A 21,363-nucleotide genomic window follows, 5' to 3' on the forward strand; every position below is an offset into this window, starting at 1 on the left:
ACTCAGGCTTCGATGCCGGTGGCCTCGAACCCGGCACTGATGGCACCGATTTTCTCGTCCAGAGTGTCCTGAGGGTCCTTGCGGAACAAGGACTTGCCCACCAGTTCGACGGCGCGCCGGCTGTCACTGAACCCTGACGTCCGCGAAAGATGAAGGGTCAGTGCGAGATAGAACAGTGTCGCGACATCCTGAGGGGTGAACAGGTGGCCTTGGTCGTTCCTCGCGCTGATGATGTTGAACGCGGCCTTGTTGTGGATGCCGCTGTTGGTGTGCACACCGCCGTTGTCGCGGGCAGTGTTCACGTAGTCGCGCATGTGCGCGGGCTGGCCTCGTCGGACCGGATCACTCAGATCCCGTAGTGGCACCCCGGTTCCGTCGAGCTCCTCGCCCATCTCCCAGTTCCAGCTGTCGATGTCGGGTTTGGGGGAGTTGGCGATGATCGTCCCCATGATGTCCGAATACGACTCGTTGAGCGCGCCGGATTCCCCCTTGTACTCCAGGCGCGCCGTGTTGTCGGTCAATCCGTGGGTCATCTCGTGGGCGACGACGTCCACGGCCACCGCGTAGGACCGCAACTCACCGTTGACGTTGCGCTGGCCGTAGACCATCTGAGAGCCGATCCACGCCGCGTTGCGCCATTCCCGGGGCGTCGCATCCTGGATCGAGGTGCAGTTGATGGAGGACACGAACGGCGCACCTTGATTGTCGAGGCCGTTGCGCTGCAGGGTGTTCAGCAGGTAATCGGCCACCTCCTGGGCGTTGGCGTGCGCGCTGATCGCGGCCGGACTCCACGGTCCGGGCGGGTTGCTGATCGGGGCGGCGCCCGGCAGCGACCGGAATTGCGATTCGATCTTGCGGAACCCGAAATCGTAGGTCTCGATGCGCCGGGTTGGGTCCACCAGGCGCTTGTTGTCGTTCTCGTCGCGCTGCGCGCGGATGCGCCGGGTCTGTCCGAGTGCGTCGGTGGAGTCCAGCTCTTCCAAGCTCCACGAAATAGTCTGCGTTCGAGGGAGTTTGGCCACCAGCTCGGCGGAATGGGCATCGACGACGTAGTCGAAGAGTTCCGGCAGGGACTGCGGGTGGCCGGCGGTGGCGTGCTCGCGGTGCCGCTGGACGTTCTTGGCGATGTAGACCAGGCGCCATACCGCGGGCTCGGCGTCATTGTCGAAGTAGAAGTACAGCCGGGGCGGCTCGGGTAGGGGCAGTGCGTCCTTGCCCGCGTCCTCGACGATGACGCCCTGGGCGTGGGCCGGTGACACGGTCGCCACCGCGTCGACACCGTCGGGATTGCCGATGGCGGAGTTCACGGCGAGCATGTTGTTGTCGTCGTCCAGCTCGATGGTGACCAGCGAGCCGTAGATCGGAATGCGCTGACGGTACTGGGCGAACTTGACGACGGTGGAGTCCGTCAGCGGTATGGATTGGGTGCCCAGGGCCCGGTATTCAGTGCCCGTACCCGCGCTGCTGTCGGTGATGGACGGCACCTCGGGACTGGCGATCATCTGGTTCAGATAGCGCCGCGCCGCTGCTTCCGGATCGAGCGTCGCGACGTCGACGGCCGGGGCCGCGTCTGGCCGGACCGCCTCGTCGTTGATGGCCTGCACTGCCGGACCCTGGTACTTGTCCGCGCTGTGCAGTGCAAAGCTCTCCAAACCGTTGTCGTTCATCAGTTCTCACATCCCCTGCTCCGGTGGTTGGCTGCCCCGGTGAGGGGCCGACGGGATGTCGGCACCGTGGCATGGCCTGAGCATGCGCCGAGGACTCCGCGGAACTCGTGCGTAGTCGGCTACTCGAAAATTGCGTCGAATGGACCCGCGCTGTCCGGTGCGGTCGTAGCGCGGCGCGGGACGCCGATGGGCAGGCTTCGAAACAGGTAGTGATCTACGCGCGCGTCCGGCACTGCGGATGCCTAGCGTTCATGGCGTAAAGACGCAGCCCATCAGGGATTCATTGTCGAGGGAGCCGGACATGGCCGAATATCTCACCCATTCCGGTGGCACCTTCGGTGCCGATCCCCAGGTCACGGACGCGAATCGATTGGCGACCGGGCAGATCGTCACGATCGCCGATATGGACACCCGTGTTCGGCACAACATCTGGACCCTCGACCAGATCGACCACTGGCATCCGGCCATCTACGCCTACGCCCGCGGAGTGCAGGTGCTGACCGACCGAACGGATGCCGATCAGCTGGATCCGATCGGTTGGCAGTATCAGTCCGATATCCACGGCACCACAGTCAATCCCGACAACTTCCGAAACCGATGCCAGCACTTCTGCTGGTTCTTCCTGCCCTGGCACCGGATGTATCTGCAGTGGTTCGAACGGATCATCCGATCGGCCATTCAGGATCTCGACGATGTCGACGAACAGACGAAGACGACGTGGGCGTTGCCCTACTGGAACTACAGCAGCGACGACCCGTCCCTGCGGCGGCTGCCACAGGCGTTCCTCGACACCACCCTGCCGGACGGTGTGACGCCCAATCCGCTGTGGGTGCCCGGACGACATCTCAATGACGGCTCGTCGCTGCCCGCCTCAGATGTCGATCTGACGAGTGCACTGGCACCGGTCGACTTCGCCGGCATCGGCGGATTCGCCGGTGGACGCACCGGATTCAGCCACGCCGGGGAAGATCCGGGATCGGCGATGGGGCCACTCGAAGGGACACCGCACGGTGCGGTGCACGTGGGCGTGGGTGGGTTGATGGGATCGTTCAACACCGCCGCGCTGGACCCCGTGTTCTGGATGCACCATGCCAACATCGATCGGATCTGGGAGATCTGGCGGACGATGCCGGACCGCGCGAACACCACGGAAGCCGCCTGGCTGACGGGCGTGACGTTCCACTTCCACGACGAGAACCGGGCGACGCTCACCGAGACGGTACAAGAGGTACTCGACACCACGACCCAGCTCGGTTACAGCTATGAGGACATCACCGCACCTGTCGCTCTGGAGGCGCTCATGCCAACGGCACCCGCACCGGAAAACCCGCCGGAACTGGTCGGAGCGTCGGAGGGCGCGATCGCGCTCGCCGGTGAGACCACCAATGTCGCCTTCGAGATCGCGCCGCCGATGGGCCCATTGGCCGGGGAAACAACGTCGGTGTCCCGGGCCTTCCTCCGCATCGAGGACGTGACGTCACCGGCACCGGTGGGCGTGACCTACAAGGTGTACCTGAATGCGGGTGGCGGTGAACCCACTGTCGATGACGACCATTTCGTCGGCGTCGCAGCATTTTTCGGGATCGAGGAAACCGGTAACCCGGACAACGGGCACGGCGGCCTACGGCTCGCCTTCGACATCACCGGTCTGTATCAACGGTTCAGTGCCGAGGGACGTTGGAGCGATCAGATCAGCGTCACATTCGTACCGCAGTATGTCGAGCCCCCTGCTCATCCGATCCAACTGCCCGGCGCCCAGGCGTCGGCACCACAGGAGTCGGGCACTGCACGTGTCGGGCGAGTGAGCGTCTTCCTGCAATGACGCCGGCTGCCGTGACCAGCCGTGCGGCCGGGCCATCGGCTTGGCGGCGGTTGTGGTGGTCGCATCCCGAGCTGTCTCTGTTCCTGGTCTCGCTTCTCGCCTGGGTCGCGGTCGGGATGCTGCATCTGACGATGCCGTCGCACGGTGGCGGCGGGCAGTGTTCGATGGTGGCGCATGAGGAGTCCCACCACGGCGGGGTGCGACTCGACATGATGGGGGATCACTGTGTCGGGATGCCTGCGCCCGCAATGCAATTGCCCGCGTCACTGACGCTGTGGGTGATGATGGCAACGGCGATGATGCTGCCCACGGTGCTTCCCGCCGCCCGGTCGATCTCCTTGAACGGCAGGTGGAATCGTCGTCAACGCGGTCAGGTGGTGTTCGCAGTCGGGTACCTGGCAGTGTGGTGGTTCTTCGGCGTCGGGGCACTGGCCGCTGCCTGGTTGTTCGGTCCGCAACCTGTTGGCTCCGTGGTGGTCTCGGTGACATTGGCGATCGCGGCGGTGTGGGAATCGAGCCGTAGGAAGCGCTACTTCCTGCGGGGCTGCCACAGGGTGCGCTCGCTGCCCGTCGACGGTCGGCGGGCTGACCGGGCCGGCATCCGTGAGGGCCTGCGGAACGGGGTTCAATGCGCCGGCGCCTGCGGCCCGATGATGGTGCCGATGGCGCTGGCACCGCACGCGCTGTGGCTGATGGTGGTGCTGTTCGGAGTGGTCGCGGCTGAGAAGCTGGTGACGAACGCTGTCGATCACCTCCGTGTCTTCGCCGCCGTGCTGGCGGTGGTGGCCTTCATCGTGGGGTTCGGTGCGCCCCTCGGCTGAGGACCCAGACGATGAGTGCGCAGGTGGCGAAGATGGCACCGAGGGTGCTGGAGGCCGTCCATCCCGCAACGGAGTACACAGCGGTCGTGGCCGTTGCGCCGAGGCCCGAGCCGAGCGAATAGAAGAGCATGTAGCCGCCGATCACGCTGCTGGTGCGGTGCGGGTACGCCGTGGTGAGCAGATGCTGATTGCTCACGTGCACGGCTTGCACGGCGAAGTCGAGCACGATCACACCGACCACGAGTGGCACAAGCGACCACGAGATATGCCCGATTGCCGGCCATGACGCGGCGAGGAGTGCGAGTGCCCCGCCGGTGACGGCGCTTGCCCGCCCGCCGTCGGCCCAGCGGCCGGCGCGCGCGGCGCCGAGTGCGCCGGCCAGTCCGGCGAATCCGAAGAAGCCGATTTGCGCTGTGCTCATGTGCCACGGAGCCGCGGTCAGGGGCAGTGCCAGGCCGCTCCACAGGGTTCCGAACGACGCGAACACAAAGAACGCGATCAGTCCGCGAGAGACGAAAAGGCGGTCGCGGAAGAGGTCGCGCAACGAGTTCAGCATCTCGACGTAGGCAACCCGTTCGCGCCGCGGGTCAGGCGGCAGGACTCGGGGAACGAGGCAGGCCAGCACCACCAGCAGCACCGCCACTCCGGCATAAACGCTGCGCCATCCCCACGCAGCGGCGAAAGTGCCTGCGGCCACGCGCGATCCGAGGATGCCGACAACCACTCCGGAGGTCACGACACCGATGGCGCGGCCACGTTCCTCGGGCGTGGACAGGGCGGCGGCGTAGGCGACGGTGGTCTGGACGACGACCGCGAACACGCCGGCGACAGCCAGGCCGGTGAGCAGCAGCCATGTCTGCGTGGCGGTCGCGGCGAGTGCGACGCCGACTGCGGCCAACAAGAGGTGCCACCCGATGAGCCGGCGGCGGTCGATGATGTCGCCGAATGGGACGAGAACCACCAGCCCGGCCAGATAGCCAAGTTGCCCGGCGGTGACGATCCATCCCAGGTCGCCCTCGGGGATGCCCATGTCTCCGCCGATCTGGGCCAGCACGGGCTGGGCTGCGTAGATCGTGGCGACGGCCACTGCGCACACGCCGGCGAAAAACATCCTCAGCCCGAAGGTCAGTTCCACGCGCACCCCTCCCTATTTGGTTGCATATTGCAACCAATTGAAGGCTACGGCAGAATGGTTTCAATCAGCAACTCTTCAGGAGGAGTGATGCCCGAACCGGCGGGGCGCAGCGGTGACGTGACCTGGACCGATCCCGGTTGTCCGGTGGCCCGCACGCTCGACCTGGTCGGGGATCGGTGGAGTCTGCTCATCGTCCGCGACGCCATGGACGGGGCGCGGGCGTTCGGCGACTTTCAGCAGCGCACCGGCATCGCACGCAATATCCTGACCGACCGGCTACGCCGACTCGTGGAGCGCGGCATCCTCGATCGCGAGGCGGCCCCGTCGGGCCGGCGGCAGGTGTACACGCTCACCCGGGCCGGGCGCGATCTGTTCGCCGTCGTCGTGGCTCTGCGGCAGTGGGGTGAGCGGCACGCGTTCGAGTCAGGCGAAACGCACTCGGTGCTCGTCGACGAACGCGGTCTCGCGCTCGTCGAATTGCGACCCACCGATACCCGTGGCGCCACGGTCGGCCCCGACAACACATCCGTGCGAAAGGACCGCTGAACGCGCGCGGCGCAAGGGCAACGGCATCACCGCGATCCCGCTATGCCGCGAGGCCTTCGGGCCGGCGCAGGATCGCGAACGAATGCCCGGACAACGCCGTGGATTCGGTGCCGACGGCGGGCTCACCCCAGGCCGTCACCACCTCGCCGGTCACCGGTACCGACACCCTGTCGGTGCCGAGATTGCAGGCGATGGACAGCTTGCCGCGGTGCATGATGATCCAGCGCCGTTGCTCGTCGAAGTCGATCGACATGTGGTCCAGCCATGGATCGGCGAGGTCGGGTTCGTTGCGCCGCAGGGCGATCAGCTGCCGGTAGATCTTGTGCAGCCGATCGTGGTCACCCTCCGTGACCTCGCCCCAGTTCAGCTTGGACCGCAGGAATGTCTCGGGGTCCTGCGGATCGGGGATCTCGTCGGCATCCCAGCCGTGCTCGGCGAATTCGGCCTTGCGCCCCTCGGCGGTGGCGCGGGCCAGTTCCGGCTCTGGATGCGAACTGAAGAACTGGAACGGCGATGACGATGCCCACTCTTCGCCCATGAAAAGCATTGCTGTGTACGGTGATACGAGCGCCAAGGCGGCCTTGACGGCCAATTGGCCCGATGTCAGGCGCTGCGACGGCCGGTCGCCGACGGCGCGGTTGCCCACCTGATCATGCGTCACGGTGTAGGCCAGCAGTCGGGTCGCAGGAATGGTGGCGGTGTCCAACGGACGACCATGCCGGCGATGGCGGAACGACGAGTAGGTGCCGGCGTGGAAATACCCATGCTTCAACGTTTGCGCCAGAGTGGCCAACGATCCGAAATCGGCGTAGTAGCCCTGCCGTTCACCGGACACCGCGCTGTGGATGGCGTGATGGATATCGTCGTCCCACTGTGCGGTCAGGCCATAACCGCCGCGGTCGCGCGGGGTGATCAGCCGCGGGTCGTTCAAATCGCTTTCGGCGATCAAGGACAGCGGGCGGCCGAGTTCTTCGGCCAGGGCGTCGGTATCGGCGGCCAGCTCCTCGAGAAGATGGATCGCAGTGGTGTCCACCAGTGCGTGCACCGCATCCAGGCGCAGACCGTCGGCGTGGAAGTCGCGCATCCAGCGCAGCGCGCAGTCGATGATGTAGGTGCGAACCTCGTCGGCGTCGGCATCGGACAGGTTGATCGAACTGCCCCAGGGATTACTGCCGCTGGACAGATACGGGCCGAACCGCGGTAGGTAGTTTCCGGACGGGCCGAGGTGGTTGAACACCGCGTCGATCAGCACGCCGAGTCCACGGGCATGGCAGGCGTCGATGAGCCGGATCAGGCCGTCCGGGCCTCCGTAGGGCTCGTGCACCGCGTACCAGAGCACCCCGTCATAGCCCCACCCGTGGGTGCCGTTGAAGGCGTTGACCGGCATCAACTCCACGAAATCGACACCGAGTTCCACCAAGTGGTCGAGCTTTTCGATGGCGGCATCGAATGTGCCATCGGGAGTGAAGGTTCCGGTGTGCAGTTCGTAGATCACGCCGCCGCAGATCGAGCGGCCCGCCCAGCCCGCGTCGGTCCACGCGTCCGGTGCGGGCTGCCAAAGCTGCGAGCGTCCGTGGACGCCGTCGGGCTGGCGCCCCGAGCGGGGATCGGGCAGAACCGTCTCGTCCTCGTCGAGAACGAATCCGTACCGGGCGTCGTCGCGGCAGCTGACCTCGGTTCGCCACCAGCCGTCGGCCGAAGGGGTCATGTCATGCAGCGTTCCGTCGACGTCGAGCCGCACGCGGTCCGGTATGGGTGCCCACACGGTGAATTCAGTCATCGGTGCGCTCCAGCAGGGCCACCGGCGAATCGGCGAGCAGCGCGCTCACCGGCACCGGTCCAGTCCAGCTCCGGCCGCTGAGCAGATCCACCCACTGGCCGTCGGGCAGCGCCAATGATGTTTCAGCCCAGCCGGTTTCGGCCAGCGCCACGGTCCACCGGCACGCGGCCACCACCACGTCGTCCCCGCGCAGAAACGACACCAGATGTGGCGCAGCGCTACCGGTGGCCGGCAGCGGCGTGTAGCCGCCGGTGAGAAATGTCTCCGGCCGGCGGCGGCGCAGGGCCAGCGCGGCGGTGGTCACCCGTAGCTTGTCATCGTCGCCGTGCTCCAACGCATCACGCAACGCCGTGTAATCGACCGGGCGCCGGTTGTCCGGATCGACCAGGCTGTCCTCCCTGGATTCGGTGCCCTGGTAGACGTCGGGGATGCCGGGTGCGGTCAGCTGGATCAGTTTCTGCCCCAGGCTGTCGTTTCGGGCGTGCGCGGCGAGGCGACTTACCAGCGCGGTCAGCTCGGCCGCGACCGGCCCGTCGAGCACCCGGTCCAGCCAGCCGTGCACCGCATCCTCGAAATCCCCGCTCGGGTCGTGCCAGGACGTACGGGTGGCGGCTTCCCTGACGGCTTTCTCGGCGTAGGCGTGCAGTCGGCGGCGAAGCTCGTCGGTGACGATGCCGTCGACGGGCCAGATGCCGAAGATGTTCTGCCACAGGAAGAGCGCGGTGTCTCGATCTGGGGGAGTGGACACTGCCATCCACCGTTCGACCGAATCCGCCCACGTCACGGGCACCTGGGACAGCACTCCGATGCGAGCGCGGACATCCTCGCCGCGTTTGGTGTCGTGAGTCGACAACGTGGTCATGGTCTTCGGCCAGGCGCGCATCCGTGTCGACGTCCGCTGGTGGAATTCAGCGGTCGACACCCCGAACTGATCAGGTGCTCCGCCGACCTCGTTGAGAGACACCAGGCGCGCGTCACGGTAGAACAGGCAGTCCTCGACGGCCTTGGCCGTCGCCGCTCCACACAACTGATTGAACCGGGACACCACCTCGGGGCTCATGGAAAGCGCCATCGCGACGCTGGACAGCGCATCGGTGAGTTCAGTTGCAGCGCACGCTGTTTCCTGCAGTGCGACCGGAAGGATCGCCGCGAGCGCGGGATAGTCACTGCGGTATACACCGATCCTGCTGACCAATGCGGCTACCGCCGTGGCGAGTGTCTCCTCATGCTGTGCGGTCACCGCGGCGATGGTTCGGCACAGCCGGCCCAACTCGCTGGCCAGGGTGTCGGTGACGGCGGTCGTCTTGAGCGCGAGTTCGGCGTCGGGGGCCGGACGGCCGCTCAGCGCCGTGAGTACGGCCTCCCCGGACGGGGCGACGAAGAGGCCACCGATCTCGCGCAGGGCGTCATAGCCGGTCGTGCCGTCCACGGGCAGTGACGCGTCGAGGCACTCATCGGTGGCCAGGATCTTTTCCACCACAATCCAGGCGTCGGGACCGGTGAGCTCGCGTAACCACCGCAGATAGCCTGCGGGGTCGGACAATCCGTCCGGGTGGTCGATACGCAGACCGTCCACCAGACCTTCGTCGAACCAGCGCTTGACCTCCACGTGGGTGGCATCGAAGACGGCGCGATCCTCTTGACGCAGCGCTGCCAGCGACGTGATCGAGAAGAAGCGACGGTAACCGCAGACTCCGGTGCGCCAACCGGTCAGTCGGTAGTGCTGACGGCCGTGCACCTGCTCACCGCTGCCGGCGCCGGTGCCCGGTGCGATCGGGAAAACCAGGTCACCCAGTCGCAGCAGTTCGCCGTCGACAACCAGATCGGCGACATCGCTGTCGGAACCCAGGACCGGCAAGACAATCCGACCCTCATCCAGTTCCCAGTCGATGTCGAAGTAGTCGGCATAGACCGACCCCCGGCCGTGTGTCAGAAGATCCCACCACCAGCGGTTCTGTTCCGGGTGTGCGACGCCGACGTGGTTGGGCACGATGTCCACGATCAGGCCGATGTTCCGAGCGCGGGCCGCCTCGGACAGCCGCCGCAACCCGTCCGGACCGCCGAGCGCGGACGACACCGTGGTGGGGTCGGTGACGTCGTAACCGTGCGTGGATCCCTCTGCCGCGGTGAGGATCGGCGACAGATACAGATGCGAGACGCCCAGGCGGTCGAGATAGTCGAGCAGATTCACCGCATCGTCGAATGTGCAGCCGTCGCCACGCATCTGGAGCCGATACGTGGACAGGACCGGGCTCGCCATGTCAGGCCGTCTTGCGAAGTACGAGCAGTGACCGGGCCTGCAGCGAGATCTTCTCGCCCGCGGCCACGACCAGTTCGGAAGTTCCCGTCGGGTCGGCCGTGTCCAGGTCGGCAGTCCACTCCTTGGCGTAGTCGCCGTTCGGCGTGACGAAATCCTGCTCGTGGTCGTTGGCGTTGAAACACAACAGGAATGAATCGTCGACCACGCGTTCCCCCCGGGCGTTGGGAGCCTCGATGGCTTCGCCGTTGAGGAACACGGCCACACAGGTGCCCAGACCGGTGCCCCAGTCCTCGGGGGTCATCTCGGTTCCCGACGGGGTCAGCCACGCGATGTCGCGGACCTGGTCTCCGCTGCGGATCGGTTTACCGTCGAAGAACCGGCGGCGCCGGAACACGGGGTGCCGCCTGCGGAAGTCGACCACTTTGCGGGTGAAATCCACCTGATCGGCGTTGGTCTCGAGGAGCGACCAGTCCATCCAGGACAATTCGGAGTCCTGGCAGTAAACGTTGTTGTTGCCCCGCTGGGTCCGGCCGATCTCGTCACCGTGGGCGATCATCGGAGTGCCCTGGGAGAGCATCAGCGTTCCCATGATGTTGCGCATCTGCTTGGCGCGCAGGGCCACGATGTCGGGATCGTCCGTCGGCCCCTCGACACCGCAGTTCCAGGACCGGTTGTGGCTCTCGCCGTCGCGGTTGTCCTCACCGTTGGCCTCGTTGTGCTTCTCGTTGTAGGACACGAGGTCGTTGAGGGTGAATCCGTCGTGGCAGGTGACGAAGTTGATGCTGGCGCCTGGGCGGCGGCCGGTGGCCTCGTACAGATCCGAGGAACCGGTCAGCCGGGAGGCGAACTCGCCCAGGGTCGCGGGCTCACCCCGCCAGTAATCGCGCACAGTATCGCGGTATTTCCCATTCCATTCGGTCCACAAACCTGGGAAGTTGCCGACCTGGTAGCCGCCCTCGCCGATGTCCCACGGCTCGGCGATCAGCTTCACCTGGCTGACCACCGGGTCTTGCTGGACCAGATCGAAGAACGCCGAAAGCCGGTCCACGTCATAGAATTCGCGGGCCAGCGTGGAAGCCAGGTCGAATCGGAAGCCGTCGACGTGCATGTCCAGCACCCAGTACCGCAATGAGTCCATGATCAATTGCAGGGTGTGCGGGTGCCGGGCGTTGAGGCTGTTGCCGGTGCCGGTGAAATCCTTGTAGTACTCCGGCTGTCCGTCGAGCAGCCGGTAGTACGCGGCGTTGTCGATGCCCCGGAAATTGATGGTCGGACCGAGGTGGTTTCCCTCTGCGGTGTGGTTGTAGACCACATCGAGGATGACTTCGATCCCCGCGTCGTGGAACGCCTTGACCATGGTCTTGAACTCGGCTACCGCACCGCCTGCGTGCCGGGTGGCCGCATATTGGAAGTGCGGGGCGAAGAACCCGACGGTGTTGTAGCCCCAGTAGTTTCGCAGTCCGAGGTCGAGCAGCCGGTGATCGTGCATGAACTGGTGCACGGGCATCAGCTCGATCGCGGTGATGTTCAGCGACTGGAGGTACTCGATCACCACCGGATGGCTCAACCCCGCATACGTGCCGCGGAGTTCTTCGGGGATTCCGGGGTGCGTCTGGGTCATCCCCTTGACGTGTGCCTCGTAGATCACCGTGTCGTGATACGGAGTTTTGGGTGCGCGGTCCGAGCCCCATTGGAAGAACGGGTTGATCACCACGCTGGTCATGGTGTGTCCCAGGGAATCGACCTGCGGCGGGCTTCCGGTACCAGCAGGATCGGCCGTCAAGTCGTAGGAGAACAGGGCCTGGCTGAAATCGAAGTCACCGTGGAACGACTTGCCGTACGGGTCCAGCAGCAGCTTGCTTGGGTCACACCGATGTCCGCTGCCGGGATCCCATGGGCCGTACACCCGATAGCCGTAACGCTGTCCGGGGGTGACGGTGGGCAGGTAGGCGTGCCAGACGTAACCGTCGACCTCTTCGAGGTTGATCCGGTGCTCGGTACCGTCCTTGGCGATCAGGCACAGTTCGACGCGTTCGGCGACTTCGGAGAACAACGAGAAGTTGGTGCCCGCACCGTCATAGGTGGCGCCGAGCGGATAGGGCTCACCAGGCCAGACGGTCGACATCGGCGTGGGAACTGAGGTTGGCACTTCGGACGACGGCGGCATGCCTTCACCACCAACCGGTCGCCGCTGCCATCTGACGGCCGAGTTCACCTGTCATCGTGCGCATGTATGTCGTGGAGATGTGGTGAGAATCGTGGTACATCAACACATTTCCCTCAACCACGCGGCAATAGTCCTTACGGCACACCGCATCGCTCATGTCGAGTGGCTTGAGCAGAGGAAACCTTCCGACGAAATCCAGTGTGGGGTTGTGGTCGGAGAGTACCTTGGACCGCTCGATGCCGCACGAGATCGAGTCGCCGCCGTTGGCCAGGCAGTCATACGGGAAGTACGGCTGGCCGTTTCGGGTCAACCACGGCGTGTCGCGCATCGCGAGCACCGGAATGTTGTTCTGGGAGAGCGTGTCCCAGACTCCGATGTAGGTACCTGGCATGACGTCGCCGTCCTTGATGTTCCACGGCCGGGTCGAGGTGGTGAACACGTAATCGGGGCGGTCGGTGATGAGCTGGGCCATCACCTTTTGGTTCCACTCGTGGCACTTGGGGTACGGGCGGTTGTCGCCCATCACCAGTGGCGTCTCTTCCGTGGTCAGCGGACAACCCATCTTGAGGTAGGTGACCACCTTGAAGTGGTGTCGTCGGCCCAGCAGGTCCAGTGCGGTGATCCAGTGCTCGGCGTGGGAGCCACCCGCCACTGCGACGGTGCGCGTCGCGTTCTTGTCGCCGTATGTGCAGTTGATGATGTCGGTGTTGCCGAAATCGCTGATGCAGCCGTCGGTGGTCGAGGCCGGCAGATCATCCTTGGCCTCGAGCACCGTGGGACGCATCGGCAGCTTGGGCACCCGCGCGTGGTCGATCAGTGCCCGTGCTCCCGGATAGTCGCGGGCCGACAGGCCGGACAGTTCCTTGCCGTTGGCGCGTTGCACGGTGACATGCTCGCGCCAGGTGAACGAGGTCGCCGTCAGTGCCACACCGAGCAGTCCGACGATGGAGCCGAGCACGATGGTGGGTCGTCGCAGCCGAACCCGCCACGGCACGGCCGGTGTGGTGGTGGCCTTTGCCTTCTGCGATCGCAGCGGCTCCTCGATGTAGCGCGTGGTGAGCCAGGCCAGAACCCCCGAAATCAGCAGGACGATCGTGCCCTCGAGGAAGTTGGCGTGGGCGTGGCCCGAGTACGACAACCAGAAGATCAGCAACGGCCAGTGCCACAGATAGAGGGAGTACGCCATCGATCCCAGTGACACGAACGGCTTGGTCGCCAGCATCCGGTTCGGGGCGGGCAACCGCTGGCCCACGCTCGGATCGTCGGTCCGGTTGGCGGCGGTCAGGATGAAGATGACGGTGGCCCCGACCGGAACCAGTGTCCACGGCCCGGGAAACTCTTTGACTCCGTCGATCCACCAGCCACACGACACGATCGCGGCCAGTGAGACGGTTGCCAGCACGGTGCGCAGCCACATCGGCCACCGCACCGCCGGGACCAGGGCGCCGGCGAGTGCGCCGATCAGCAGCTCCCAACCGCGGGCAAAACTGTTGTAGTAGGCGGTGGCCTGGTCGTTGTTGTGCGCGATGATCGCGTACACGAAGGATGCGATGGTCAGCGCGCTCAGTAACACGATGAACGCGGTGCGCAGGTGGCGGCCGAACAGCCGACGCCCCAGGAAGGCGAACCCGAAGACCAGCAGCAGGAACGCCAGATAGAACTGCCCCTGGACCGACATGGACCAGATGTGCTGCAGCGGGCTGACCGCCTCACCGGCGCGAAGGTAGTTCGCGGCAGTGTTGGCCAGCTCCCAGTTCTGGTAGTAGCCCAGGCTTGCCAGGCTTTGGTCAGCAAACGTTTCCCAACGCGTCTCGGGCTGCACGAGGATCGTCAGCACCGCAGCTGCGGCAAGTACCACGACGAGTGCGGGTAGCAATCGGCGAATCAGCCTGACCACTTCGGGAAACGGCCACAGCGGAGCGTCGGCGTTGAGCGCGATCCGGAGCATCTTGCCGCCGAAGAAGAATCCGGACAGTGCCAGGAAAACGTCGACACCACCGGAAACCCGGCCGAACCAGATGTGGAACATCGCTACGAGAGCGATCGCGATACCGCGCAGTCCGTCCAGATCGTGGCGGTAGAAACCCGATGTACGGGTACCCATTGCCGCGCGTGGAACGGAACCGGATTCGGTGCCGGGCTCCGTCCGGGGGGCGTCAAGGGTTTTCATGGTCGAGGCCAATTTACCTAACATCGGCCTGCCGCTCATATTTCGGATGCGTGCGTCACAGTCTGTGAGCAAAGCGCTAGGCTGCGCGACTGTGGCTGAGCTGACCCCGGCGCAGATCAATGCCATCGACGCGGCCCACATCTGGCATCCCTACAGCGCCATGAGCGCGGAGGCGCTTCCGCCGGTGGTGGCGGTCGGTGCCAAAGGCGCGTGGCTGACAGTGATCGACCCTGTCGATGGCGCGCCGATCGAGGTGATCGATGCGATGGCGTCATGGTGGACCGCCGTGCACGGACACGGGCACCCGGTGCTGGACCGGGCGATCTCGGATCAGCTCGCCACCATGAACCACGTCATGTTCGGCGGTCTGACCCACGAACCGGCCGCACGGTTGGCTCAACTGCTGGTCGAACTCACCCCCGAGGGCCTGGAGACGGTGTTCTTCAGCGATTCCGGGTCGGTGTCGGTCGAGGTGGCGGTCAAGATGGCGCTGCAGTACTGGCGCAGCCTGGGCAGGGGTTCCAAGCACAGGTTGATGACCTGGCGCGGCGGCTATCACGGCGACACCTTCACCCCGATGAGCGTGTGCGATCCCGACGGCGGCATGCACTCCCTGTGGACTGACGTCTTGGCGGCTCAAATTTTCGCGCCGGCCGTTCCCGCCGATTATCAGCCGTCCTACAGCGAGGAGTTCGAACGCCAGCTGGCCGAGCATGCCGACGAATTGGCCGCGGTGATCGTGGAACCCGTCGTACAGGGCGCCGGCGGGATGCGCTTTCACGACCCGCGCTACCTGTCGGACCTGCGCGCGATCTGCGATCGCCATGACGTGTTGCTGATCTTCGACGAGATCGCCACCGGATTCGGCCGGACCGGCACGTTGTTCGCCGCCGAGCACGCCGGGGTCAGCCCCGACATCATGTGCGTCGGGAAAGCGCTGACCGGTGGTTACATCACGCTCGCCGCGACGTTGTGCACGCGAGAGGTCGCGCGGACCATCAGCGAGGGACAGCCCGGAGTCCTCATGCACGGTCCGACGTTCATGGCCAACGCGCTGGCCTGCGCGGTGGGTGTGGCGGCGGTGGAACTGCTGATCAGCGGCGACTGGCGGACCCGGGTGGCCGAGATCGAGGTCGGGCTGCGGGAGGGTCTCGAGCCGGCTCGCGCGCTGCCGGGCGTCGCCGATGTCCGGGTGCTCGGCGCCATCGGCGTGATCGAGATGCGGGAGCCGGTGAACATGCCGGTGGCCACGTTGGCGGCGTTGCGTCACGGAGTCTGGCTGCGTCCGTTCGGGAAGCTGATCTACGCCATGCCGCCATTCATCTGCACACCGCAGGAGGTGGAGCAGATCACCGCCGGCATGGTCGGCGTGGCCCGTGCACTAACCTGAACGGTGTTCAATGGTCGGCACCGCCGACGTGTTCAACAGTCGGCCACCGCCGACGTGTTCAACAGTCGGCCACCGCCGACGCGCTCAACAGTCGGCACCGAGGAGCACCACGTGACGCGCACGGATCTTTCACCGCTGGCCTGGTTGGCCGGCGTCGAGCAGCAGCGCAGGCAGGCCGGGCTCCGTCGTGAGCTGCGCGCCCGGCCCGCCGTGGCCACCGAGCTGGATCTGGCCTCCAACGACTATCTGGGCCTGTCGCAACACCCGCGGGTTCTCGACGGTGGCGTCGAAGCGCTGCGAACATGGGGTGCCGGTGCGGGCGGGTCCCGGCTGGTCACCGGAAACACCGAACTGCACGAAGGCTTCGAAACCGCTCTGGCGACGTTCGTCGGCGCCGAGTCGGCTTTGGTCTTCTCCTCGGGTTACACCGCCAACCTGGGCGCTGTGGTCGCGTTGTCCGGTCCCGGCTCGCTGCTGGTCTCCGACGCACTCACCCACGCATCGCTGGTGGACGCGTGCCGGTTGTCCCGCGCCCGGGTGACCGTCACACCGCACCGCGACGTCGACGCGGTCGATGCCGTGCTGTCGGCGCGTGCCGAGGAACGTGCAGTGGTGCTCACCGAATCCGTGTTCAGCACCGATGGTGCGTTGGCGCCGCTGCGAGAGCTGCATGCGGTCTGCCGCCGCCATGGCGCACTGCTGCTGGTCGATGAGGCGCACGGGCTCGGTGTGCGCGGCCCGGGCGGGCAGGGCCTGCTGTACGAGGCCGGCCTGGCCGGAGCGCCGGATGTGGTGATGACGACGACGTTGTCGAAGGCGCTGGGCAGCCAGGGCGGTGTGGTGCTCGGCCCCGAGGCGATCCGCGCCCATCTGATCGACGCGGCCCGTCCCTTCATCTTCGACACGGGGCTGGCGCCGGCAGCGGTCGGTGCGGCGTGGGCGGCGCTGCGGGTGCTGATCGACGAACCGCATCGGGCGCAGGCCGTGTTGAACCATGCCGCCGAACTGGCACGGATATCGGGGGACACCGCGGTGCCCGACTCGGCCGTGGTGTCGGTGATCCTGGGTGCGCCCGAGGTCGCGGTGGCCGCGGCCGCGGCCTGCCTGGACCGAGGCGTGCGGGTGGGCTGCTTCCGCCCGCCGACGGTTCCCGAGGGCACCTCCCGACTACGTCTGACCGCCAGGGCGTCGCTGACCGCCGACGAGATGGATCTGGCCCGCCAGGTGCTGACCGAGGTCCTGTCCGAGGTCCGGTTGTGAGCACGCTGGTCGTGACCGGCACCGACACCGGCGTCGGGAAGACGGTGACGACCGCCGCTTTGGCCTGTGCGGCTCGCCTGGCGGGTCTCGACGTCGCGGTGTGCAAGCCGGTGCAGACCGGAACCGTCGATGGTGACAACGACCTCGGCGAGGTGAACCGGTTGTCCGGAGTGGACAACCTGCATGGGGGATGGCGTTATCCGGAGCCGTTGGCGCCGGTCGCAGCAGCGGACCGGTCCGGGTGCGCACTGCCTGCCCGCGCGGAACTGGTGGACGCTGTCCGTGGCGCCGAGATTGCCGGCGGGCTGACCTTGGTCGAGGGTGCCGGTGGCCTCCTGGTCGAATTGGGGGCCGACGGCGTCACTGTGCGTGATCTGGCAGCGGACCTGTCGGCAGCCGTTCTGGTGGTGGTGTCTCCGGGTTTGGGAACCCTGAACCACACCGCGTTGACGTTGGAATCGCTTGCGGGACAAGGTATTATCTGCGCAGGTCTGGTCATCGGGACCTGGCCGGAGGACCCTGGCGTCGCGGAGTCGGACAATCGGGAGGCGCTGGCGCGGCTCGCGCCTGTGCGTGCGGTGCTCCCGGCCGGGGCCGGCAGCCTCGATGCCGCCGCGTTCGAGAAACTGTGCGCTGACGCTTTCGATCGGGACTGGCTGGTCGGACTTCTCTGACATGGTCCATTCCGTTGAGCTGGTTTTCGACCCGGACACCGAATCCGTGGTTCGCGGAATCTGGGATTCACTGCGCGACGCGGACATTCCCAGCCAGGCGCCGGCGAGCCGGCCGCACGCGACATTGACCGTTGCCCAGCACATCGATCCTCAAGCGGAGCTGGCGCTGGCGGGGGTGGCGGCCCGATTCCCGCTGCCGTGCCGGATCGGCGCGACGCTGATCTTCGGTCGTGCGGCCGGCGTACTCGCGCGGCTGCTGGTCCCGACCGCTGAACTGCTCGATGTGCAGGCCGATGTGTACCGCTTGTGTCTGCCGTACGTGGAGCCGGCTCCGATGCCTCATGCCGAACCCGGGAACTGGACACCGCATGTGACGCTGGCGCGGCGGGTGGCTCCGGCCAGGCTGGCCACAGCGATGCGGATAGCCGGACGGCCCGCCGAGATCGTCGGCGCGGTAGTGGGACTACGGCATTGGGACGGCGACAAGCGCGAGGAGCACCCGATCGGCTGACCGGGTGATGCTCAACTCTGGCTGTGTTGCGGCAGGTCGCGCCCGGAGCTGAGCGTGCTGGCGCCCCGCACGGCCAATCCGTCGACGAGTAATTGGAGACCGAAGGCGAATTGCCGTGCGGTGTCCTGGTTCAGCACCGACTGCTCGTCGGTCAGTGCGCCCGCGGCGTCCCACTGCAGCCGAGATTGTTCATCGGCGGTGAATCCCAGTACGTAATAGAGGACCGTGCGGGCGGCCAACTCGTCATCCGGCGACATCACGCCGGCACGCCGGGCGGCGTCGGCGAGCTGGGTGACGATCTCGCCCACGACCTGGGACTGCCCGGCCGCAAAACTGGCTGAAACGAGCTCGGCCCCGTCGGTGTGCGAGAGCAGCGCGTCACGCAGCGCCACACAGGTCTGGTGGATTCTGCCCGGCCAGGCCGACGCGGTGCTCTCGATGCGAACGGGTTGCAGGATACGGTCGGCTACCGCTCCGAGCAGTTCTTGTTTGTTGGCGAAATGCCAGTACAACGCGCCCGGGCTGACATTGAGCTCACGGGCCAGGCGTCGCATCGTGAGGTCGGCGATGCCGTAGTTGTCCAGGATGGCCGTCGCCGCATCCACCACGTCGGGTTTGTGGAGTTGCACACCGTTACCCTAGCCTGAACGGTGTTCAAGTGTCGGCCCGCCGACGTGTTCAAGTGTCGGCCCGACCGGCAACATGATCCACAGGAGGACATTTCGTGACGCAGGCAGCCGTGGACGTATTGGGCGTAGCTCGCGAGCAGGTGCTGGAGCGTGGCGTCGGCCTCGACAAGGACCAGACGCTGCAGGTGCTGCAGCTGCCCGACGACCAGCTCGAGGAGCTGCTGGCCCTGGCCCACGAGGTCCGCATGAAGTGGTGTGGTCCCGAGGTCGAGGTCGAGGGCATCATCAGCCTCAAGACCGGCGGTTGCCCGGAGGACTGCCACTTCTGCTCGCAGTCGGGCCTGTTCGCCTCCCCGGTGCGCAGCGCATGGCTGGATATCCCCAGCCTGGTGGAGGCCGCCAAGCAGACTGCCAAGACCGGTGCCACCGAGTTCTGCATCGTGGCCGCGGTGCGTGGCCCCGACGAGCGGCTGCTGGCCCAGGTGGCCGCAGGTATCGAGGCGATCCGCAACGAGGTCGACATCCAGATCGCGTGCTCGCTGGGCATGCTGACCCAGGAGCAGGTGGACCGCCTCAAGGACATGGGCGTGCACCGCTACAACCACAACCTGGAGACCGCGCAGTCGTTCTTCCCCAACGTCGTCACCACCCACTCCTGGGAAGAGCGCTGGGGCACATTGGAGATGGTGCGCGAGGCCGGCATGGAGGTCTGCTGCGGCGGCATCCTCGGCATGGGAGAAACGCTCGAACAGCGTGCCGAGTTCGCCGCCAATCTGGCCGAGCTGAACCCGCACGAGGTGCCGCTGAACTTCCTCAACCCGCGCCCGGGCACGCCCTTCGGCGATCTCGAGGTGCTGCCGGCTTCCGAGGCGCTCAAGGCCGTGGCCGCGTTCCGCCTGGCACTGCCGCGCACCATGCTGCGCTTCGCCGGCGGCCGTGAGATCACCCTCGGTGACCTCGGCGCCAAGCAGGGCATCCTGGGCGGAATCAATGCCGTCATCGTCGGCAACTACCTGACCACGCTGGGCCGACCGGCCGAGTCGGACCTCGAATTGCTCGACGATCTGCAGATGCCGATCAAAGCCCTGAACGCCAGCCTGTAGAACAGGGGTGTGGTGATCTCCGAGATGGCAGAAACGCCGGCGCTGCCCGCGCCCGTCGGTGCCGGCCTGTACAACGTCTACACCGGGGTCCAGGCTGACGCCGCGGACGGAAATGTCGTTCCTACCGCGGCCCAGCTCGGTCTGGAACCACCTCGGTTCTGCGCTGAGTGCGGGCGCCGGATGATCGTCCAGGTGCGGCCGACCGGGTGGTGGGCCAAGTGTTCGAGGCATGGGCAGGTGGATTCGATGGACCTGGATACGCGGCGATGAGCCTCTCGGGCGAAGAGCAGAAGGCACCGATGAGCCTCTCGGGCGAAGAGCAGAAGGCACCAATGAGCCTCTCGGGCGAAGAGCATGTCCCGGTGAGTTCACCTGCCGATATTTCTGGCGCGCCGCGAGTTTCGCGTGAGCGTGCGGTCATGATCGTCATCGCTGCTCTTGCCCTGGCCGGCGCCGCGCTCGGCGCCCTGTGGGCTTTCTTGGCTCCGGGAGTGCACGGCGTGGTGGCACTGACCCGTAGTGGGGAGCGCGTGCACGCCTATCTGGGCGGCGAGTCCGACCACTTCTTCACCTCGGCGTTCATGTTCGTTGGCTTGCTGGTCGTCCTGGGCGTCGTCGCGGCGGTGGCGGTGTGGCAGTGGACTCCTCATCGCGGGCCGGTCATGGTCGCCGCGTTGGCTGTCGGTTGTGCGGTGGCTACGGCGGTGGCTGCCGGTGTCGGTGCGGCACTTGCCCATTGGCGGTTCGGTTCGCTCGACATCGCGGGCGCCCCCGTCACGCCGGAACACCGTGTCCACTATGTCGTGGAAGCGGCGTCGGTATTCTTCGGCCACTCCTCGCTGCAGATTGCCGGCACGATCCTGTTCCCGGCCGCCATGGCGGCGATGGTCTACGCGTTGATCGCGGTCTCTACGGTGCGCGATGACCTGGGGGCGTGGCCGCCAGTGCAGACGCCGACCTATCCGGTGATCCCGCCGGTGGTCAGCCCGCCCGGGGTGTGACAGCAGCCGCCGCTTCGAACAGCTCGACGGGGTTTCCGTCGGGATCGCTCAGCTGGACCTGCCGGCCACCGGGGCCCGTCTCCACCGTGTTGCGGAACGTGACGTCGGCTCCGCGCAACTCGGTGATGGCCGCGTCGAGGTCATCGACCTCGAGCACGATGCGGTTGTAGCCCCCGGGTTTCTGCGTGGCGCCGTCGGGCAGTTGGCGGGCGCCCGAGCTGCCCGGGCCGCTCAGGAACAGGGTGAGGTTGCCGTTGACTACGGACGCAAATGCCGATCCTCCCCGCAGGGTGACATCGAACCCCAGGTGCTCGGTGTAGAAGGCGACCGCTCGCTCGACATCGGTGACCTGGTAGCGGACCGCGCCGGTTCGGTAGGTGATGTGTCCAGACATGACCGCAGTCTTCCGAACCTGGCGGCGGATGTA

At 66.3% G+C, this 21,363-nt stretch carries 18 protein-coding genes; 10 read left to right on the forward strand and 8 right to left on the reverse strand.

The genetic code is table 11. The features are described from left to right. Positions 1-2: 2 nt before the first annotated feature. Positions 3-1,667 (reverse strand): M4 family metallopeptidase, encoded by a 1,665-nt coding sequence (locus H977_RS0109495; protein WP_029107639.1) that lies wholly within the window; start codon positions 1,665-1,667, stop codon positions 3-5. 301 nt (positions 1,668-1,968) lie between these two features. On the opposite strand from H977_RS0109495, the gene H977_RS32820 reads away from it, so the two are divergent. Continuing rightward, entirely contained in the window at positions 1,969-3,489 is a 1,521-nt protein-coding gene (locus tag H977_RS32820; RefSeq protein WP_036475513.1) for a tyrosinase family protein, read from the forward strand. 11 nt (positions 3,490-3,500) lie between these two features. Then, positions 3,501-4,310, forward strand: coding sequence for a copper chaperone (locus tag H977_RS34395; RefSeq protein ID WP_196808196.1), 810 nt, complete (start codon positions 3,501-3,503; stop codon positions 4,308-4,310). Here the strand turns inward: H977_RS34395 and H977_RS0109510 are convergent. Continuing rightward, positions 4,279-5,445, reverse strand: a complete 1,167-nt coding sequence (locus tag H977_RS0109510; protein WP_029107641.1) for an MFS transporter — start codon at positions 5,443-5,445, stop codon at positions 4,279-4,281. The two genes, H977_RS34395 and H977_RS0109510, sit on opposite strands and share 32 nt — an antisense overlap. Positions 5,446-5,532: 87 nt before the next feature. On the opposite strand from H977_RS0109510, the gene H977_RS0109515 reads away from it, so the two are divergent. Then, a complete protein-coding gene (locus tag H977_RS0109515) occupies positions 5,533-5,991 on the forward strand; it encodes a winged helix-turn-helix transcriptional regulator (RefSeq protein ID WP_029107642.1) in 459 nt (152 codons plus the stop codon). 40 nt (positions 5,992-6,031) lie between these two features. Here the strand turns inward: H977_RS0109515 and treZ are convergent, their stop codons facing one another. The 4 genes from treZ to sucT are packed head-to-tail and all read right to left on the reverse strand — an operon-like array spanning position 6,032 to position 14,368. Continuing rightward, positions 6,032-7,771, reverse strand: coding sequence for a malto-oligosyltrehalose trehalohydrolase (treZ, locus tag H977_RS0109520; protein WP_029107643.1), 1,740 nt, complete (start codon positions 7,769-7,771; stop codon positions 6,032-6,034). Continuing rightward, positions 7,764-10,031: a malto-oligosyltrehalose synthase gene (gene treY / locus H977_RS32830; RefSeq protein WP_036475516.1), complete on the reverse strand. Its 2,268-nt coding sequence runs from the start codon at positions 10,029-10,031 to the stop codon at positions 7,764-7,766. Before treY ends, treZ begins: the two co-directional genes overlap by 8 nt. A gap of 1 nt (position 10,032) precedes the next feature. Further along, positions 10,033-12,198 (reverse strand): glycogen debranching protein GlgX, encoded by a 2,166-nt coding sequence (gene glgX, locus H977_RS0109535; protein WP_036475518.1) that lies wholly within the window; start codon positions 12,196-12,198, stop codon positions 10,033-10,035. 4 nt (positions 12,199-12,202) lie between these two features. Next, positions 12,203-14,368, reverse strand: coding sequence for an acetyltransferase SucT (gene sucT, locus H977_RS0109540; protein ID WP_029107645.1), 2,166 nt, complete (start codon positions 14,366-14,368; stop codon positions 12,203-12,205). 91 nt (positions 14,369-14,459) lie between these two features. Here sucT and H977_RS0109545 point away from each other — a divergent pair, with 91 nt between their 5' ends. The 4 genes from H977_RS0109545 (at position 14,460) to H977_RS0109560 (ending at position 18,203) form a co-directional block, all read left to right on the forward strand. Then, entirely contained in the window at positions 14,460-15,758 is a 1,299-nt protein-coding gene (locus H977_RS0109545; RefSeq protein ID WP_029107646.1) for an adenosylmethionine--8-amino-7-oxononanoate transaminase, read from the forward strand. Positions 15,759-15,869: 111 nt separating this feature from the next. Further along, entirely contained in the window at positions 15,870-17,018 is a 1,149-nt protein-coding gene (locus H977_RS0109550) for an 8-amino-7-oxononanoate synthase (RefSeq protein ID WP_029107647.1), read from the forward strand. Beyond that, the gene (bioD, locus tag H977_RS0109555; RefSeq protein ID WP_029107648.1) at positions 17,015-17,692 is read left to right on the forward strand and encodes a dethiobiotin synthase; all 678 of its coding nucleotides are present in this window, start codon (positions 17,015-17,017) and stop codon (positions 17,690-17,692) included. Before H977_RS0109550 ends, bioD begins: the two co-directional genes overlap by 4 nt. A gap of 1 nt (position 17,693) precedes the next feature. After that, positions 17,694-18,203, forward strand: coding sequence for a 2'-5' RNA ligase family protein (locus H977_RS0109560; RefSeq protein WP_029107649.1), 510 nt, complete (start codon positions 17,694-17,696; stop codon positions 18,201-18,203). Positions 18,204-18,214: 11 nt separating this feature from the next. Here the strand turns inward: H977_RS0109560 and H977_RS0109565 are convergent, their stop codons facing one another. Then, positions 18,215-18,832: a TetR family transcriptional regulator gene (locus H977_RS0109565; RefSeq protein ID WP_029107650.1), complete on the reverse strand. Its 618-nt coding sequence runs from the start codon at positions 18,830-18,832 to the stop codon at positions 18,215-18,217. 95 nt (positions 18,833-18,927) lie between these two features. On the opposite strand from H977_RS0109565, the gene bioB reads away from it, so the two are divergent. The 3 genes from bioB to H977_RS0109580 all read left to right on the forward strand — a co-directional run bounded on the left by bioB (position 18,928) and on the right by H977_RS0109580 (position 20,936). Beyond that, on the forward strand, positions 18,928-19,935 hold the full coding sequence (gene bioB / locus H977_RS0109570; RefSeq protein ID WP_029107651.1) for a biotin synthase BioB: 1,008 nt from the start codon (positions 18,928-18,930) through the stop codon (positions 19,933-19,935). A gap of 24 nt (positions 19,936-19,959) precedes the next feature. Beyond that, the gene (gene bsaP / locus H977_RS0109575; protein WP_036475631.1) at positions 19,960-20,205 is read left to right on the forward strand and encodes a biotin synthase auxiliary protein BsaP; all 246 of its coding nucleotides are present in this window, start codon (positions 19,960-19,962) and stop codon (positions 20,203-20,205) included. 62 nt (positions 20,206-20,267) lie between these two features. Continuing rightward, entirely contained in the window at positions 20,268-20,936 is a 669-nt protein-coding gene (locus H977_RS0109580; RefSeq protein ID WP_029107653.1) for a DUF2567 domain-containing protein, read from the forward strand. On the opposite strand, the gene H977_RS0109585 is transcribed toward H977_RS0109580, so the two are convergent. After that, a complete protein-coding gene (locus tag H977_RS0109585) occupies positions 20,917-21,330 on the reverse strand; it encodes a VOC family protein (protein ID WP_029107654.1) in 414 nt (137 codons plus the stop codon). The genes H977_RS0109580 and H977_RS0109585 overlap by 20 nt on opposite strands. Between the last annotated feature and the right edge of the window lie 33 nt (positions 21,331-21,363).

Source organism: Mycobacterium sp. URHD0025 (assembly GCF_000426065.1).
In the GTDB taxonomy this organism is placed as follows: domain Bacteria; phylum Actinomycetota; class Actinomycetes; order Mycobacteriales; family Mycobacteriaceae; genus Mycobacterium.

Coding starts and splice junctions, on each gene's coding strand:
- H977_RS0109495 (WP_029107639.1), bottom strand. CDS start 1,667: ATGAACGACAACGGTTTGGAGAGCTTTGCACTGCACAGCGCGGACAAG.
- H977_RS32820 (WP_036475513.1), top strand. CDS start 1,969: ATGGCCGAATATCTCACCCATTCCGGTGGCACCTTCGGTGCCGATCCC.
- H977_RS0109515 (WP_029107642.1), top strand. CDS start 5,533: ATGCCCGAACCGGCGGGGCGCAGCGGTGACGTGACCTGGACCGATCCC.
- treZ (WP_029107643.1), bottom strand. CDS start 7,771: ATGACTGAATTCACCGTGTGGGCACCCATACCGGACCGCGTGCGGCTC.
- treY (WP_036475516.1), bottom strand. CDS start 10,031: ATGGCGAGCCCGGTCCTGTCCACGTATCGGCTCCAGATGCGTGGCGAC.
- glgX (WP_036475518.1), bottom strand. CDS start 12,198: ATGCCGCCGTCGTCCGAAGTGCCAACCTCAGTTCCCACGCCGATGTCG.
- sucT (WP_029107645.1), bottom strand. CDS start 14,368: ATGAAAACCCTTGACGCCCCCCGGACGGAGCCCGGCACCGAATCCGGT.
- H977_RS0109560 (WP_029107649.1), top strand. CDS start 17,694: ATGGTCCATTCCGTTGAGCTGGTTTTCGACCCGGACACCGAATCCGTG.
- bsaP (WP_036475631.1), top strand. CDS start 19,960: ATGGCAGAAACGCCGGCGCTGCCCGCGCCCGTCGGTGCCGGCCTGTAC.
- H977_RS0109580 (WP_029107653.1), top strand. CDS start 20,268: ATGAGCCTCTCGGGCGAAGAGCATGTCCCGGTGAGTTCACCTGCCGAT.
- H977_RS0109585 (WP_029107654.1), bottom strand. CDS start 21,330: ATGTCTGGACACATCACCTACCGAACCGGCGCGGTCCGCTACCAGGTC.